The organism is Pseudobacillus sp. FSL P4-0506, from assembly GCF_038003025.1.
Taxonomy (GTDB): domain Bacteria; phylum Bacillota; class Bacilli; order Bacillales; family Domibacillaceae; genus Pseudobacillus.
Window position 1 is genome coordinate 3,373,865 of record NZ_JBBOOI010000001.1, and the last position, 15,811, is coordinate 3,389,675.

Sequence of the window (15,811 nt, forward strand, 5' to 3'; positions counted from 1 at the left end):
TTTCCTCCTTCAAACAGCCGGCTTAGTTATTTTCATATTCAAACTGATCCTCGTGCAAAAGGAAAGCATCATGAAGCGCGTTAACCGCCGTTACGAGCTGTTCGTTTTTAACGAGCACCCATATAGTTGTATGACTGTCGGCGGATTGCAAAATACCGACTCCTTGTTCCGACAAGGCCGTAACAATTTTAGATGTCACACCCGGTACGCCTGTCATACCAGCACCGACGACTGATACTTTTGCACAGTCTTTCTCCACGTCAGGCTCATAATCCATTTCTCTTAAAACAGAAATAGCACGATCAGCCATCTCTCCTGCAACCGTATAAACTACACCTGTTGGAGAAATATTGATGAAGTCCACACTGATCTTTTCGTTGGCCATGGCTTTAAATACTTCCGCCTGCAAGTTATACTGATCTTTTTTCGCCTGTACTTTAATCTGTGCTACATTGCTCACATGGGCAATTCCTGTAACGAGGCGCTCACGAACGTCCGGCCCTTGATTCGGCTTCGTAATCGAAGTAACAAGCGTCCCAACGCCGTCAGACTGAGTAGAGCGGATACGCATTGGCACTTTGGCCTGCATAGCAATCTCCACAGCACGGGGATGAATGACTTTCGCTCCCTGATAAGCCATGTTGCACACTTCAGTATAAGTAACAACAGAAAGCGGCCGCGCCTTCGTAGCAATACGAGGATCGGCTGTCATGATTCCTTCGACATCTGTAAAGATATCTACCCATTCTGCCTGTAGGGCAGCACCGAGAGCAGCAGCCGACGTATCGCTTCCTCCGCGTCCAATTGTTGTAATGTCACCCGTTTTAGAAGCTCCCTGGAAACCAGCTACGACGACTACATCATGCGAATGAAGGGCTTTTAGCAGCCTGTCGCATCTCATTTCAAGGATTTTAGCATTCGTATGGTCATCATTTGTTATAAATCCTGCCTGAGCCCCAGTCATGGCACAGGCAGTTATGTTGCTCTCTAATAACATATTTGTAAAGACGAGGCTGGATATAACTTCACCGCAAGACAAAAGCATATCCTGCTCTCTCGCTGTCAGTTTCATCTCTGTTCCATTAACTAGAGATAAGAGTGTATCTGTTGCATAAGGATCTCCCTGTCGTCCCATCGCAGAAACAACCACTACAACTTTATATCCTTCTTTGATCGCTGATTCAATATGCCGCTTAGCGTGGCGGCGTGATTCTTCACTGCGGACGGATGTGCCGCCAAATTTCTGTACGATAACTTTCACTATAAACACCTCTGCATTTCCGTGATGAGATCATCCTACGATCACTTTTCTTTTACAAGCTCCATCTCAATCAATGTTTCAGCAATTTGAACAGAATTCCAGGCAGCTCCCTTGAGCAGGTTATCAGAAACAACCCACATATGGAAGCCTGTTTCTTCATCCAGGTCTTTGCGCACCCGTCCAACAAATACTTCTTTCTTTCCGATGCAATGCGCAGGCATTGGATACACTTGTTGATCCGGATTATCTTGCAAAACTACCCCTGGTGCATCCTGCAGTTTATGTTTAATATCAGCTGCTGACAATCCCTTAGTGTCCACTTCAAAGTAAACAGACTCCGAGTGCCCAGTTTCTACAGGAAGGCGTACACACGTAGCTGCTACACTAAGCTCTGGCATGTGCATAATTTTCTTTGTTTCATTGATCATTTTCATTTCCTCAAACGTAAAGCCGTTTTCCTGAAATTTGTCAATTTGAGGAATGGCATTAAAAGCAATTTGATAATGCTTTTTATCACTGCCTACTGGCAAAATTTCTGGCGTTACTTCTTTGCCATCAAGAATATCTTGTGTTTGGCTATACATTTCATTGATGGCTTTCGCTCCTGCTCCAGATACAGCCTGGTAAGTCGATACAATCACCTTTTTTAAACCGTACGATTGGCGGATGGGTTCAAGAGCAGCCACCATTTGAATCGTTGAACAGTTCGGGTTAGCAATGATTCCATTATGTTTTCTTAAATCTTCTTTATTTACTTCCGGCACAACGAGCGGAACATCTTCGTCCATGCGGTAAGCGCTCGTGTTATCCACAACAATCGCTCCCCGTTTCACTGCTTCTGGAGCAAGCTGTTTAGAAATGCTGCCCCCGGCACTGAACAAAGCAATGTCGACTCCTTCAAAGCTCTCGGGCTTTGCTTCTTGTACAATTACTTCTTCCCCTTTATAAAGAATCGCTTTTCCTGCAGAGCGTGCAGATGAAAGCAATGTTAATTTACGGATTGGAAATTCTCTTTCTTCTAATGTTTGAAGCATTTGTTGGCCAACTGCTCCAGTTGCGCCTACAAGAGCAATATGAAATCCTTTTGTATTCATCCTTCTTTTTCCCCTTTCAAATTCCCTATGAACAAATAGACTTGTGCATATGTAATAGTTTTTAAACAATATTAAATAGTAAAAAAAATAGAATAGCACTTTTAATAGCTACTATTTTATCATATTAAAGTTCGAAAAGAGCAATAAAATGCTGAGTTCTTAAAAAAAGAGAAAAAAGGGGAGAAATTAACTCCCGTAGCGGAACCGTTCAATAATAACCGGCTGTAGTTGCTTTCCTTCTAGAGCGGATTCGATTGTCTCTGTCAGACTGTCCATTCTCGCTACCATAGAATTTGGTTTTTTTATCGGGTCATCCTGACCAAACGGAACAAAATACACATTTTTTACAGGCATAAGCCTCATAATGTTCATTCCATTTAAACCGAGGGCATCATTGGTTGAAATTCCGAGAACGACAGGCTTCAAATTCCGCAATGTTGCTTTAGCCGCCATCAATACCGGTGAATCTGTCATGGCATTGGCAAATTTGCTAAGTGAATTGCCGGTAATTGGAGCAATCACCATGCAATCGAGTGGGATTTTTGGGCCGAGCGGCTCGGCTGCCACGATGGAATCAATCACTTTTTTCCCTGTCACTTTTTCAATCTTCTCTACCCATTCTCCCACTTCACCGAAGCGTGTGCCTGTTCCTTTTACCGTAGCTGTTACAACTGGAACTACGTCTGCTCCAAGTTCGACAAGCTTCTTAATTTGCGGAAACACTTCCTCATACGTACAATGAGAGCCCGTAATGCCGAATCCAATTCGCTTCCCTTTTAATGACATCTTCTAATCTCCTTTCGTAGTATTTATGTCTCCTAACAAGTCCGCAATCACGCTCGCTAAAATCTGTCCGGCGGTTTTTGGGGCCACAATTCCCGGCAACCCTAAAGCAAGGATTGCTTTGATGCCTCGCTTTTTGGCAAATTGAAAGTCTGTTCCTCCTGGCTTGGAAGCTAAATCAATAATTAACATATGAGGCTTCATCCTGGCGATGGATTGTGCGGTAATGACTAAAGAGGGAATTGTATTAATAATGATATCTAGCGACTCTGCTTCTTTAGGGAGCTGGTCAATGGAAAACGGTGTCAGCCCCATTTCAATTGCTCGCGCTAAATGTTCGCTCCTTCTTGCACCAAGCTTTACATTTGCCCCTAAGCTGTCAAATGTCCTAGCCACGCTCATTCCTACTCTGCCCATGCCAAGAACAGCAACAGAAGAGCCATGTATGGTAAAATCCGTTTGCTGGATTGCCATCATTACTGCACCTTCCGCAGTTGGTATGGAATTATAAATCGATACATCATCCCGGTCGAATAGGCGAATGAGTGTTTTTCCTGTTTGTGCAGCAAGCTTCGTCAGTACCGGAGGACTAATGCCTGTAAATAGAATGCAGTGATCGGGCGTTTTTTCAAGCATGCCTTTCGTTAAACGGAGATGATGAGATGAAAAGATTGCTTCAATTTCACCTGTTGGTTGCAAGCCAGCTACCGGTAGAATAATGGCATCTAACTCGTTAAAAGGCAGTTCCGCCAGCTTCTCCTTTACCGCCCCCGTAAAGCTTTGTTCGAGTTGGTCAAACCCAACTAGATACACTTTTGCATCAAGTTCTGTTAATTTCCTGATGATTTCAAGCTGGCGGGCATCTCCGCCTAACACAGCCACCTGGAGCCCTGTCAGCATCGTTTTCACCATCCCTTTCTTCTCGCTTCTACATTGTATGAAAAAATAGAATTTCGGTGAAATGAATAAAAAAATCTCTTGCTATATGCAAGAGATTTTCTAATTATATAGTAACGGCCCCTGGAAACTTTCCGTCTGGACTAATCAAAGCCGCCGAATAATCATTGTTGAAGATTTTATTACCGAGATTATTCACCTTCTCCATCGTTACTTCATCAATTAAACTGACGATTTCATCAAGCGTACGATGCTTCTTTAACAATAGCTCATTCTTACCATTGCGGCTCATGCGGCTATTGGTGCTCTCTAGACTGAGCATTAAACTGCCTTTTAGTTGCTCTTTGCTATTATGCAGCTCTTTACCGCTGATTCCGTCCGCTTTCAACGTAGCTAGCGTTTGCTGGATTGTTTCAAATAATTCGTCTAGCTGTTCTGCTCCAGTGCCGCCATATATCGTGACAAGGCCGCTATCTCTAAAAGAAGAATGATAAGAGAAGACCGAATAAGCAAGCCCACGCTGTTCGCGTACTTCCTGGAAGAGCCGGGAAGACATGCTTCCTCCTAAAATATTATTCAAAACAATTAAATTGTACACATCTTTATGGCCAATCGGCAATCCTTCAAATCCGAGGCAAAGATGCGCCTGCTCAGTTTCTTTTTTCCGGGCTACTTTTTCCGTAAATGTTTCAGGCGATATCGCATGATCTGGACGTTGTCCCCCTTGATAAGAGCCGAAAAGCTTCGCTGCATGCTGAACTAGCTCTTCGCTGACATTGCCTGCAATAGAAATAACAACGCGATCAGGTGTATACATATCATGCATGTATTGTTTTAGTTTTTCCCTTGTAAAAGAAGCCAATGTTTCCTCAGTGCCAAGTATCGGATAACCAAGCGGATGACTTTTATAAAAAGCCTTGCTCAGTAAATCATGGACAATGTCATCTGGTGTATCTTCATACATCTTAATTTCTTCTGACACTACACTTTTTTCTTTATTCATTTCTTCCTCAGCAAAAGCCGAATTAAAAAACATATCAGCCAGCGTATCCACAGCATAAGTCGCATGATTATCAAGCACCTTAGCATAGTAACAAGTATACTCTTTCGAAGTGAACGCATTGACCTGTCCACCGATGCTGTCAAAGCTTTCGGCAATCTCTTTTGCTGATTTTGTATCCGTCCCTTTAAAAAACATATGTTCTAAGAAATGGGAAATACCATTATTTTCAGGTGTTTCATCTCTTGAACCTGTCGCGATCCAGATACCAATAGCTGCTGACCGCACAGTCGGTATTTCTTCCATTACTATTCTAACCCCATTGTCACAAGTAAACTTTTTTATCAATGTAATCCTCCTATTTCAGCCGCTGTAAAAAAGCCGAGTTCGTTAATGACTAGATGATGATGTATGTGAAATAATTCTAGTTTCGCTTAGCAAGTTGGATACAGTGTCCACTTTTAATTGTTTAGCCTTTAGCTTTCTAACCAATGTGTCTAAAGAAGCGGACGATGATTCAGTCGGATGCATTAAAATGATCGCCCCTGGATGCACACGGCTTATGACCCTATTAATAAGAACTTCGGGCGTAGGTTTCTTCCAATCAATCGTGTCTACTGTCCACAAAGTTGTATTCATTCCGAGCTGATGAGCAGTTTCTACTGTCGCGTCAGTAAAGCTGCCGCTTGGAGGAGCGAACAGCAGCGGACGGGTTCCTGTTGCTGATTCAATAACTTTATTTGTCTTTTCCATCTCTTCTCTGGCACGCGCCTTGCTTAGGCGTGCCATATCCGGATGAGTGTAAGAGTGATTTCCTCCTTCATGTCCAGCATCTATAATCATTTTAGCAAGATCAGGGTGTTTTTTTACCCATTGCCCTTCGAAGAAAAAGGTAGCATGAATTGAATGCTTTTTCAACACTTCTAACATTTCCGGTAAATATTCTTCCCCCCATGCTACATTAATAGCCAAGCTTACCATTGCCTTGTCAGAATGTCCACGATAAATTGGAGCGGGGGGCAAGTCCTTTAAATGGACCTTAGGTGGTATTTGTTTATATATTAAACGGCTCTCTTGAAACCTTCCATCTTTTTTCATCAATTGGTAGGACTTCTTTTCATCTACTTTCAGTCCATTATAACCGGGTATTGCTTTCCATACTCGATCAATCTTGGCATTCTGAGGTGAAACATAGCGATCTTTCGCTTCTTGTTGGATCTGTTGAAGCAATGATGGTCCGCTTTGATGGGCGAATTGCGCCTCGTTCTTTAATTCCTCAAGATAACCGCTGATCAATTTGCTTTCAACGAAAAAGAACATAATCATTCCAATGATTAATACACTAATCATATGTTTTATTTTTCCCATTGTCCATGCCTCCCCCCATTGTTTTAAAATTATGAAAAATAGGGGGATTATAGAACATGCGAAAAAACCAGAGGAGCATCCTCTGGTTTTTGATTATGACTGTTGGCCTTGTTTTTCAGCCGCTTCTTTTTGTTCTTTTAATACAGTCTTACGCGAAAGATTTACCCGGCCCTGATCGTCAATACCAATGACTTTGACGAGAAGTTTATCACCAAGTGCCACAACATCTTCCACTTTGCGAACACGCTCTTCAGCTAGCTCTGAAATGTGAACAAGCCCGTCTTTACCAGGGAACAACTCAACAAATGCGCCAAATTTCTCGATGCGCTTGACTGTACCATCGTATAGCTGCCCTACTTCGACTTCACGAACAATATCTTCGATGATTTTCTTTGCAGCATTATTCTGCTGGGCATCCACTGAAGAAATAAAGATTGTGCCATCTTGCTCGATATCAATTTTAACGCCTGTTTCTTCAATGATCTTATTGATCTGCTTGCCGCTTGGTCCGATTACATCACGGATTTTATCCGGATTAATAGTCATCGTTAAGATTTTCGGTGCGTAATCTGACAGCTCGCTGCGCGGTTCAGCAATGACAGATATCATATGATCTAAAATATGCATACGGCCTTTTTTCGCTTGTTGAAGAGCTTCTTCTAAAATTTCACGGCTCAAGCCTTCAATTTTAATATCCATTTGTAAGGCTGTAACACCTTTTTCTGTACCGGCCACTTTAAAGTCCATATCTCCAAGGTGGTCTTCCATTCCTTGGATATCCGATAGAACAGTGTAATGTTCGCCGGATTTTACAAGGCCCATCGCAATACCGGCTACTGGTGCCTTGATCGGAACACCGGCATCCATCATCGCCATCGTGCTGGCACAAATACTCGCCTGAGAAGAAGAACCATTTGACTCCAACACTTCTGATACGAGGCGAATCGTGTATGGGAAGTCTTTTTCACTTGGAACGATCGGCTCTAAAGCCCGTTCTCCTAACGCTCCATGACCGATTTCACGACGGCCTGGCGCTCGTAATGGACGAGTTTCTCCTACGCTGAAGGAAGGGAAATTATAATGGTGCATGAAGCGCTTGGACTCCTCGATGCCAAGTCCATCTAAAATCTGTACATCGCCTAGTGCACCGAGAGTACAAATACTTAGTACTTGTGTTTGTCCTCTTGTGAACATAGCAGAACCATGTGTACGGGGCAGTAAACCGACCATAGAAGATAGCGGACGGATTTCGTCGATTTTTCGGCCATCTGGTCTTACTTTTTCAACTGTAATAAGGCGGCGGACTTCTTCTTTGACGATCTTGTCCAAGATTTGTCCGATCTGCTTTATTGTTTCTTCCTCTGCCTCTTCGGCTGTAAACTTCTCAACAACGGTTGCTTTTACGGCGTTAATCGCATCTTCGCGTGCATGTTTTTCCTGCACTTGAATCGCTTCGACCATTTCCTTTTCACAGATAGAACGAACCTGCTGTTCAAGATCCGCATCAAGCTCGTACAAATCGATTTCGATTTTTTCTTTTCCTACCGCCTTGACAATTTCCTCCTGAAAAGCGATTAAACGCTTAATTTCTTCATGGCCGAACATGATGGCTTCAAGCATGACCTCTTCAGGTACTTCATCTGCTCCTGCTTCTACCATGTTAACCGCGTCTTTTGTTCCAGCTACAGTTAAGTGCAAGTCACTCTTTTCAAGCTGTTCAACAGATGGATTAATAATAAACTCTTCGTTTACACGGCCAACGATGACACCGGCAATCGGGCCTTCAAATGGAATGTCAGAAATACTTAATGACAATGATGAACCAAACATAGCCGCCATTTCGGAGGAGCAGTTTTGGTCCACACTCATCACTATGCTGATTACTTGTACTTCATTGCGGAAACCATCCGCGAATAATGGGCGGATTGGACGGTCAATCAGCCGGCTTGCCAGTGTTGCTTTTTCACTTGGACGGCCTTCTCTCTTAATGAAACCGCCTGGGATTTTCCCAACAGCATATAAGCGTTCCTCATAATTAACTGTTAGCGGAAAGAAGTCAAAAGGCTTTGCTTCCTTTGAAGCAGTAGCTGTACTTAGTACGACTGTATCTCCATAGCGGATCAACGCCGCTCCATTAGCTTGTTTAGCGACCTGGCCAACTTCAACAGTTAGCTCACGACCTGCCCATTCTATGGAAAATGTTTGTTTCCCTTGCTCCATAAATGAACCCCTCTCTGTACCAATAAATGTTGTGATTGCGTATCATCCTAACTATTAGCATAACACTCGGGATGATCCATGCAAAGTTATATCATTGAATTTATCTATCTTATATATTCTCTGCTGAAAAATATAAGTTACTCATTCACTTTTTATTTTCTTTTGGAATTAAATCCCAACTGTTTTTCTCCTAATAAAAAAGCGGGAACAAATCCCGCTTTCTGAACGGCTTAGCGACGCAAGCCAAGCTTTTGAATTAATTCACGGTAACGTTGAACATCTTTGTTACGAAGGTAAGTTAATAGGTTACGACGACGTCCAACCATTTTCAACAAACCGCGACGTGAATGATGGTCTTTTTTATGAGTGCGTAAATGCTCGTTAAGTGTATTGATTTGCTCTGTAAGCACAGCAATTTGTACTTCCGGAGAACCAGTGTCACTTTCATGAGTTTTGTATTGGTTGATAATTTCGTTCTTGCGTTCTTGAGTTAAAGCCATTGTAATTCCTCCTTAGTTTTTATAAAATCCCCTGTTACCAAGCATGCGTTGGAGCGGCGCGATGCTGAGCAAAGGTTCAAATAATGCATTTTTAATCATAGCTTATCTTAAGAAAAAATGCAACCTCTTTACCTTTCCGCTGCAAAATACGTAACAGCCGCCTGCTTGTCTTTGTCAATTTGAGCCACAAGGGCATCGATCCCATCAAATTTCTGTTCCCCACGCAGCCGGGCATACCATTTAACAGAAACCTCTTCTCCATATATCGAGTGGTCAAAATCAAAAATATGAACCTCTACCGACAGACTGTGCTCATCGGGATGCTTGAATGTCGGACGGTAGCCGATATTGCAAACTCCTTCATACCATTCATTTTTCACTTTTAATTTCACTGCATAGACGCCCGTTTCAGGGATGAGATAATCTTCATCCACTTCCACATTTGCGGTGGGAAATCCAATTTTGCGGCCACGCTTGTCTCCATGAATGACTGTGCCCTTTACCTCATAAGGCCTTCCGAGCAAACGGGCTGCCTCTTCCACATTTCCTTCCCCAAGAAAGTGGCGAATTTTTGTGGAACTAACTTTCTCTTGCTCATACTCCCATTTATCAATCGTTGTTGAAGTAAAGACATCACGCGAATGAAAAGGAAGAGTTTCCATTGTGCCCTTCCCAAGGCGGCCATATGTGTAATCAAATCCGGCAACGACATGCTCCACATGGAGACCAATAATATATTCATCAACAAATTGCTGGGGTTCGAGTGCTGCAAAATCAGAGGTGAATCGGACAATAAACAAATAATCTACCTCTAGTGACTCTATTTTTTTAATTTTTTCATCCATTGGAGTAATATATTTTATTGGTTTATGTGTATTTCCAAGGACGACGGACGGATGAGGATCAAATGTCATCACCGCACTTTTTATGCCCTGATTCCTTGCTTTCTCTACCGCCGCACGAATGACTTGCTGGTGCCCGGTATGGACTCCATCAAAAAAACCAAGAGCCATCACTAAAGGGGGCAAATTATTTTTGTCTAAGTTATGGGGATGATGCAACATATACACTTTCACCGTTCTCACCTGTCCTCCTGTCAGTCAGCTAACACTTTAACTGGCTTTACCTTCCCCGGTTTATCCGGGTGAAGCTTATAAATTGCCAGTAGACTCTCTTCATGAAATACTGCCGCTTCTTGTGCCTTTTCAGGCCATTCTGTCGGAGTATCCAACACAGAGCCGTTGATTACTTTCTTTGCTAATGTATCATTTATTGCCCATTTCGGCAAATGCTTGACCCCTTTTTCAAGAGGCTGAAGAATGGAGGAAGCGGCGTCTTCTTCCTGAAGTTTCCTCAGTTCCTCCAATGTGACGCATTGCTGTTTATTAAATCCGCCGGACGCCGTCCGTACGAGCTTAGACATGTGCGCTGGATAACCAAGTCGTTCGCCAATCATAACAGCCAGCGTCCGGATATATGTTCCTTTGCTGCAAGCCACCCGAAAAGAAAACCGAATGACCTCTCCCTCATACCATTCTCTGTCGTCCAATAATTCCAGCTCGTGAATGGTTACCTTTCTTGACGGTCTTTCCACTTCAATTCCTTGACGAGCATACTCATACAGCCTTTTCCCCTTTACTTTCACAGCGGAAAACATAGGCGGTGTTTGCGTGATTTCCCCAGTCAGTGATTGCAACACCGAGAGGACTTCGGCTCGTGAAATTTTTGAACGTATGGGTTGTTGTTCCACTATTTCTCCAGAAGCATCTTCTGTAGTTGTGGAAAAACCAACCGTCACTTCCCCTTCATATATCTTTCCTGAATTCATTATGTACTCAGCAAGCTTTGTTGCCCGTCCGAGACAAATAGGCAGCACTCCTTCTACATCAGGATCGAGGGTTCCAGTGTGCCCCACCTTTTTCATCTTCAAAATTTTACGCACTTTAAACACACAGTCATGGGAAGTCATTCCTTTTTCTTTCCAAAGTGGAAGTATTCCATCCATTCGGTCTCTCTCCTTTTTCAGGCATAAAAAAAGGTCTGGCCCCTTAAGAAGAAATGAATATAGCTCAGAAAAAGCGTCTATATCTCATTCACTGAAGAGGCCAGAACCTTATGATCCTTTATTGTTTATCAATGATCTGTGGAAGGGCTGTTGATTTCTCTTAATAAAGTATCGATACGGTTGCCATATTCGATCGATGCATCCATTTCAAAGAGCAGCTCTGGAGTTTTACGCAGGCGAATTCTCTGTCCTACTTCCGAACGGATAAAACCTTTTGCTTTGGTTAAAGCTTTCAAAGTACCCTCACGCTCTTCTTCATTGCCAAGCACCGTAATATACACGGTAGCCTGTTGAAGATCGCCAGTCACTTCAACGTCAGTGACAGTTATAAAACCAATGCGCGGATCTTTTACTTTCCGGTTCAATATATCCGTCAGCTCTTTTTTCATTTGTTCACCGACACGATTCGAACGAAGACTCATCTTTCTCACCTCACTATAGCCATTCATAGGAAACAGCGAGCCGTTCCCACTCAGGGAAAGAGTCAAGAAAATGCAAGGCATTCGCCAGCTCCCTTTCCGCCGCTTTCTTGGATGAAGCGACAGTGACAACAGCTAGTTTCGTACGCTGCCAAACATCTTGATGATCAATTTCTGCTACGGAAACATTTAATTTTTGCTTTAAGCGTGTAACTGTACGCTGTAGCACTGCCCGCTTTTCCTTTAAAGAGTGCGAGTCATAAATCAAATATTCTACCTCAGCATAACCGATCATTTGCGCTCAATTTCTTCCTCGATGAAGGCTTCGATAATGTCGCCCTCTTTCACATCATTAAAGTTTTTAATCGTAATACCGCACTCATACCCTTGGCTGACTTCTTTCGCATCATCTTTAAAGCGTTTGAGCGCATCGACTTCCCCTTCAAAAATAACAATGCCGTCACGGATTAAGCGAACACCGCTATCGCGAGTGATTTTTCCTTCTGTTACATAAGAGCCAGCAATTGTTCCAACTTTAGATACTTTAAATGTTTGGCGTACTTCCGCCTGGCCAATAATTTTCTCTTGGAACTCAGGGTCGAGCATACCTTTCATCGCCGCTTCAATCTCTTCGATCACTTTGTAAATAATACGGTGTAGACGAACATCCACTTCCTCTGTTTCCGCTGCCCGTTTCGCATTCACGTCTGGACGAACGTTAAAGCCAATGACAATAGCGTTGGATGCGGAAGCAAGGATAATATCAGATTCGGTGATCGCACCGACGCCTGTGTGAATGATTTTTACATTTACGCCTTCCACTTCTAATTTTTGAAGAGCTGCTGCTACCGCTTCAAGCGACCCTTGAACGTCAGCTTTTAAAACGATATTTAAGTCTTTCATTTCCCCTTGTTTCATATGTTCAAACAAATTATCAAGACTGACACGTGATTTCTCGCTGCGTTGTGCTTGCAACGCTTCCTGGGCACGAGCTTCACCAATTTGTCTCGCTGTTTTTTCATCTTCAAATACAACGAAACGGTCTCCAGCTAATGGAACGTCATTTAAACCGGTAATTTCAATTGGTGTAGAAGGACCAGCAGTTTTAATACGGCGTCCAAGGTCATTCACCATTGCCCGTACACGGCCGAATGTATTTCCGACAACAATCGGATCTCCGATGTTTAATGTGCCGTTTTGCACAAGCAGTGTAGCAACAGAGCCGCGGCCTTTATCCAACTCAGCCTCAATCACCGTGCCGATTGCCCGGCGGTTCGGATTAGCTTCGAGTTCCGCTACTTCTGCTACGAGCAGAATCATTTCAAGAAGCTGTTCAATACCTTCTCCTGTTTTCGCGGAAAGCGGAACAAAGATCGTATCGCCGCCCCAGGCTTCTGGAACAAGCCCTTGCTCCGTTAATTCCTGCATGACGCGATCAGGATTAGCTGTCGGCTTGTCGATTTTATTTACCGCTACGATAATTGGCACTTCAGCCGCTTTCGCATGATTAATCGCTTCGATTGTTTGCGGCATAACGCCGTCATCTGCTGCCACAACAAGGATCGTAATATCGGTAATTTTCGCTCCGCGGGCACGCATCGTTGTAAATGCAGCATGTCCTGGAGTATCGAGGAAAGTGATTTTCTTATCATTGGCCTCAATCTGGTAAGCACCGATATGCTGAGTAATTCCGCCAGCTTCTCCTTCGGTTACCTTTGTATGGCGAATTGAATCAAGCAGGGTTGTTTTCCCGTGGTCAACGTGCCCCATGATCGTCACAACCGCTGGCCGTTCTGTTTTCTCGCTTTCCTCATTTGCTTCTTCAAAGTAAACCTCTAAATCTGCTTTATCAATTAAAATTTCTTCTTCTACTTCTACGCCGTATTCGCTTGCTATGAGCTCAATTGCATCTTTGTCAAGCTCTTGGTTAATCGTTGCCATCACGCCTAGCATAAACAGCTTTTTGATAATTTCAGATGGCTCTCGATGTAGTTTCTTGGCCAATTCTGAAACCGTCAATGAGCCTGCAAACGTAATTTTTTCAGGGAGTTCTTTTACCTTTGGCGGCTGTGGAGCAGCGACTGGTTTTACTTGTCGCTGTTTGTTTCCTTGCTGCTTGCCTCTCCCTTGATTTTTATTGTTCCCTTTTCCTTGATTAAATCCTTTTTGCTGAGAATTTTTCTGTCCGCCTGGCCCTTTGCTTCCTGGCTTTCCTTTGCTCGCAGATGCTCCTCGTCCTGCTCCCTGGGAACTGCCAGCTGGCTTAGTGGACGTACCTGGTTTAGATTGATTAGATTTAGTTTGTTTGTTTGTGTTTTCGAAAGATTTTTCCAATTTTTGTATAGCCTCCTCGTCAATAACAGTCATATGGTTAGAGACTTCTACATTCAACTCTTTGAGTTTTTCAATGACTACTTTACTTGACACGTTTTTTTCTTTTGCATATTCATGTACTCTTTGCTTACTCATATGTTCACCCCCGCATAGTATCATCGAGGAGAGTGGAAAGCTTTTTAGCAAACCCCACGTCTACAACAGCTACGACTACCCTCGCCTCTTTGCCAATGGCCTGGCCAAGGACTTGCCGATTATCAACCCACCTTAACGGCACTTGATAATAGGCTGCTTTGTCCTGTATTTTTTTTCTCGTATTGGGTGATGCGTCTGCTGAAAGCAGAACCAGCTTCGCTCGGCCTTTTTGAATTTCTTTTACTGTCAGCTCTTCGCCTGAGATAATTTTTCGTGCTCTATTGGCTAATCCCAGCAGTTTGGCCCACTGAGGTTCATTCATCAGCTATTTCGTCTCCTTTTCTACGTAAGAGAGGAGTTCTTCAAATACACTGTCTGGCACATCGGCATTCAGTTGTCTTGATAGAATGCCTTTATTTTTTGCCAGCTCTACCGCTTCTTTCGTTTTTGACACATACGCACCGCGACCGGATTTTTTCCCGGTTAAATCGACCGATACGTCTCCCTCTTTTGAACGAACTACACGTACCATTTCTTTTTTTGCTTTCATTTCACCTGTAGCTACACATTTTCTTAACGGAACCTTCTTTGGGCGATTCATTTTCTTCACCTCTTATTCGATTTCTTCGGAGGAAAAGTCATAGGCGCCTTCGTCTTCAACAGCAGATGCTGCATGATCACGCGGATAGATTCCAGCTTCCCGGGCGTCTGTCTCACTCTTAATATCAATCTTCCAACCTGTTAATTTTGCCGCTAGACGGGCATTTTGTCCCCGCTTGCCAATAGCGAGAGATAATTGGTAATCCGGGACAATTACCGTTGTCGCCTTTGCTTCTTCATCCACTTGTACATCAATTACCTTCGATGGGCTTAATGCATTGGCAACGAAAACAACTGGGTCCTCAGACCACTTGACGATATCAATCTTTTCACCTTTTAGTTCGTTAACAATCGCCTGCACACGGCTTCCTTTTGGTCCCACACAAGCACCGACCGGATCGACCTCAGGGTTTTCTGCATATACAGAAATTTTAGAACGGTCGCCCGCTTCACGAGAAACCGAACGAATCTCTACTGTGCCATCAAAAATTTCCGGTACTTCAATCTCAAATAACCGCTTTAGCAGCCCTGGATGAGTCCGTGAAACGAAAATTTGGGGTCCTTTCGTTGTCCGCTCTACTTTGGTGATATAGACTTTTATGCGGTCGTGTGGCTTATAGCTCTCGTTTGGCATTTGCTCAGAAAGAGGAAGAAGGGCCTCGATTTTGCCAAGACTGACATAGATAAAACGGGAGTCTTGACGCTGGACGATCCCCGTCATAATATCTTCTTCACGGTCAATAAATTCTGAATAGATAATGCCTCTTTCTGCTTCTCTCACACGCTGGGTAACGACCTGTTTAGCTGTTTGTGCAGCGATCCGTCCAAAATCCTTCGGTGTCACTTCAAGTTCCACAATGTCTCCCAGCTCATAAGAAGGATTGATTTCTCGCGCCTCCGCTTCGGAAATCTCAAGACGGGAATCAAATACTTCATCTACCACTTCTTTCCGGGCAAACACTCGCATTGTTCCTGTTTCAAGATTTAAATCAACACGGACATTTTGCGCCTGGTTAAAGTTTCGTTTATATGCTGAAACCAGCGCTGCTTCGATCGCTTCAATAATTAAATTGCGCTCGATCCCTTTTTCTTTCTCCAAATATAAAAGAGCATCATATAATTCAGTGCTCATCGG

Annotated in this window: 16 protein-coding genes; all 16 read right to left on the bottom strand. The window is 43.4% G+C overall.

Annotated features, from left to right (window positions below; all coding sequences use genetic code 11):
* Positions 1-22 precede the first annotated feature (22 nt).
* Positions 23-1,261: an aspartate kinase gene (dapG, locus tag MKZ02_RS16690; RefSeq protein WP_120037331.1), complete on the bottom strand. Its 1,239-nt coding sequence runs from the start codon at positions 1,259-1,261 to the stop codon at positions 23-25.
* Between the two features lie 41 nt (positions 1,262-1,302).
* Entirely contained in the window at positions 1,303-2,355 is a 1,053-nt protein-coding gene (gene asd / locus MKZ02_RS16695) for an aspartate-semialdehyde dehydrogenase (protein WP_340854642.1), read from the bottom strand.
* Between the two features lie 186 nt (positions 2,356-2,541).
* Positions 2,542-3,141: a dipicolinate synthase subunit B gene (locus MKZ02_RS16700; protein ID WP_120037327.1), complete on the bottom strand. Its 600-nt coding sequence runs from the start codon at positions 3,139-3,141 to the stop codon at positions 2,542-2,544.
* A gap of 3 nt (positions 3,142-3,144) precedes the next feature.
* Complete coding sequence (dpaA, locus tag MKZ02_RS16705; protein ID WP_340856440.1) at positions 3,145-4,038, bottom strand: dipicolinic acid synthetase subunit A; 894 nt, start codon at positions 4,036-4,038, stop codon at positions 3,145-3,147.
* A gap of 103 nt (positions 4,039-4,141) precedes the next feature.
* Entirely contained in the window at positions 4,142-5,383 is a 1,242-nt protein-coding gene (locus tag MKZ02_RS16710; RefSeq protein ID WP_120037325.1) for a M16 family metallopeptidase, read from the bottom strand.
* A gap of 42 nt (positions 5,384-5,425) precedes the next feature.
* Complete coding sequence (locus MKZ02_RS16715; protein WP_340854643.1) at positions 5,426-6,403, bottom strand: polysaccharide deacetylase family protein; 978 nt, start codon at positions 6,401-6,403, stop codon at positions 5,426-5,428.
* 93 nt (positions 6,404-6,496) lie between these two features.
* Positions 6,497-8,623 carry a polyribonucleotide nucleotidyltransferase gene (pnp, locus tag MKZ02_RS16720; protein WP_340854645.1) on the bottom strand — a complete coding sequence of 709 codons (2,127 nt, stop codon included), beginning with the start codon at positions 8,621-8,623 and terminating at the stop codon, positions 6,497-6,499.
* 230 nt (positions 8,624-8,853) lie between these two features.
* On the bottom strand, positions 8,854-9,123 hold the full coding sequence (gene rpsO, locus MKZ02_RS16725) for a 30S ribosomal protein S15 (RefSeq protein WP_049661588.1): 270 nt from the start codon (positions 9,121-9,123) through the stop codon (positions 8,854-8,856).
* 128 nt (positions 9,124-9,251) lie between these two features.
* Positions 9,252-10,199: a bifunctional riboflavin kinase/FAD synthetase gene (gene ribF / locus MKZ02_RS16730; RefSeq protein WP_340856442.1), complete on the bottom strand. Its 948-nt coding sequence runs from the start codon at positions 10,197-10,199 to the stop codon at positions 9,252-9,254.
* A gap of 20 nt (positions 10,200-10,219) precedes the next feature.
* The gene (truB, locus tag MKZ02_RS16735) at positions 10,220-11,128 is read right to left on the bottom strand and encodes a tRNA pseudouridine(55) synthase TruB (RefSeq protein WP_120037319.1); all 909 of its coding nucleotides are present in this window, start codon (positions 11,126-11,128) and stop codon (positions 10,220-10,222) included.
* Between the two features lie 128 nt (positions 11,129-11,256).
* Positions 11,257-11,610 (bottom strand): 30S ribosome-binding factor RbfA, encoded by a 354-nt coding sequence (gene rbfA, locus MKZ02_RS16740; protein ID WP_120037317.1) that lies wholly within the window; start codon positions 11,608-11,610, stop codon positions 11,257-11,259.
* A gap of 13 nt (positions 11,611-11,623) precedes the next feature.
* Positions 11,624-11,902, bottom strand: coding sequence for a DUF503 domain-containing protein (locus MKZ02_RS16745; protein WP_120037315.1), 279 nt, complete (start codon positions 11,900-11,902; stop codon positions 11,624-11,626).
* A complete protein-coding gene (infB, locus tag MKZ02_RS16750) occupies positions 11,899-14,076 on the bottom strand; it encodes a translation initiation factor IF-2 (RefSeq protein WP_340854648.1) in 2,178 nt (725 codons plus the stop codon). The genes MKZ02_RS16745 and infB overlap by 4 nt, the downstream gene beginning before the upstream one ends.
* Positions 14,077-14,080: 4 nt before the next feature.
* Complete coding sequence (locus MKZ02_RS16755; protein WP_120037311.1) at positions 14,081-14,398, bottom strand: YlxQ family RNA-binding protein; 318 nt, start codon at positions 14,396-14,398, stop codon at positions 14,081-14,083.
* A gap of 3 nt (positions 14,399-14,401) precedes the next feature.
* On the bottom strand, positions 14,402-14,677 hold the full coding sequence (rnpM, locus tag MKZ02_RS16760) for an RNase P modulator RnpM (protein WP_120037309.1): 276 nt from the start codon (positions 14,675-14,677) through the stop codon (positions 14,402-14,404).
* A gap of 12 nt (positions 14,678-14,689) precedes the next feature.
* Positions 14,690-15,808, bottom strand: coding sequence for a transcription termination factor NusA (gene nusA, locus MKZ02_RS16765; RefSeq protein ID WP_120037307.1), 1,119 nt, complete (start codon positions 15,806-15,808; stop codon positions 14,690-14,692).
* Positions 15,809-15,811 lie beyond the last annotated feature (3 nt).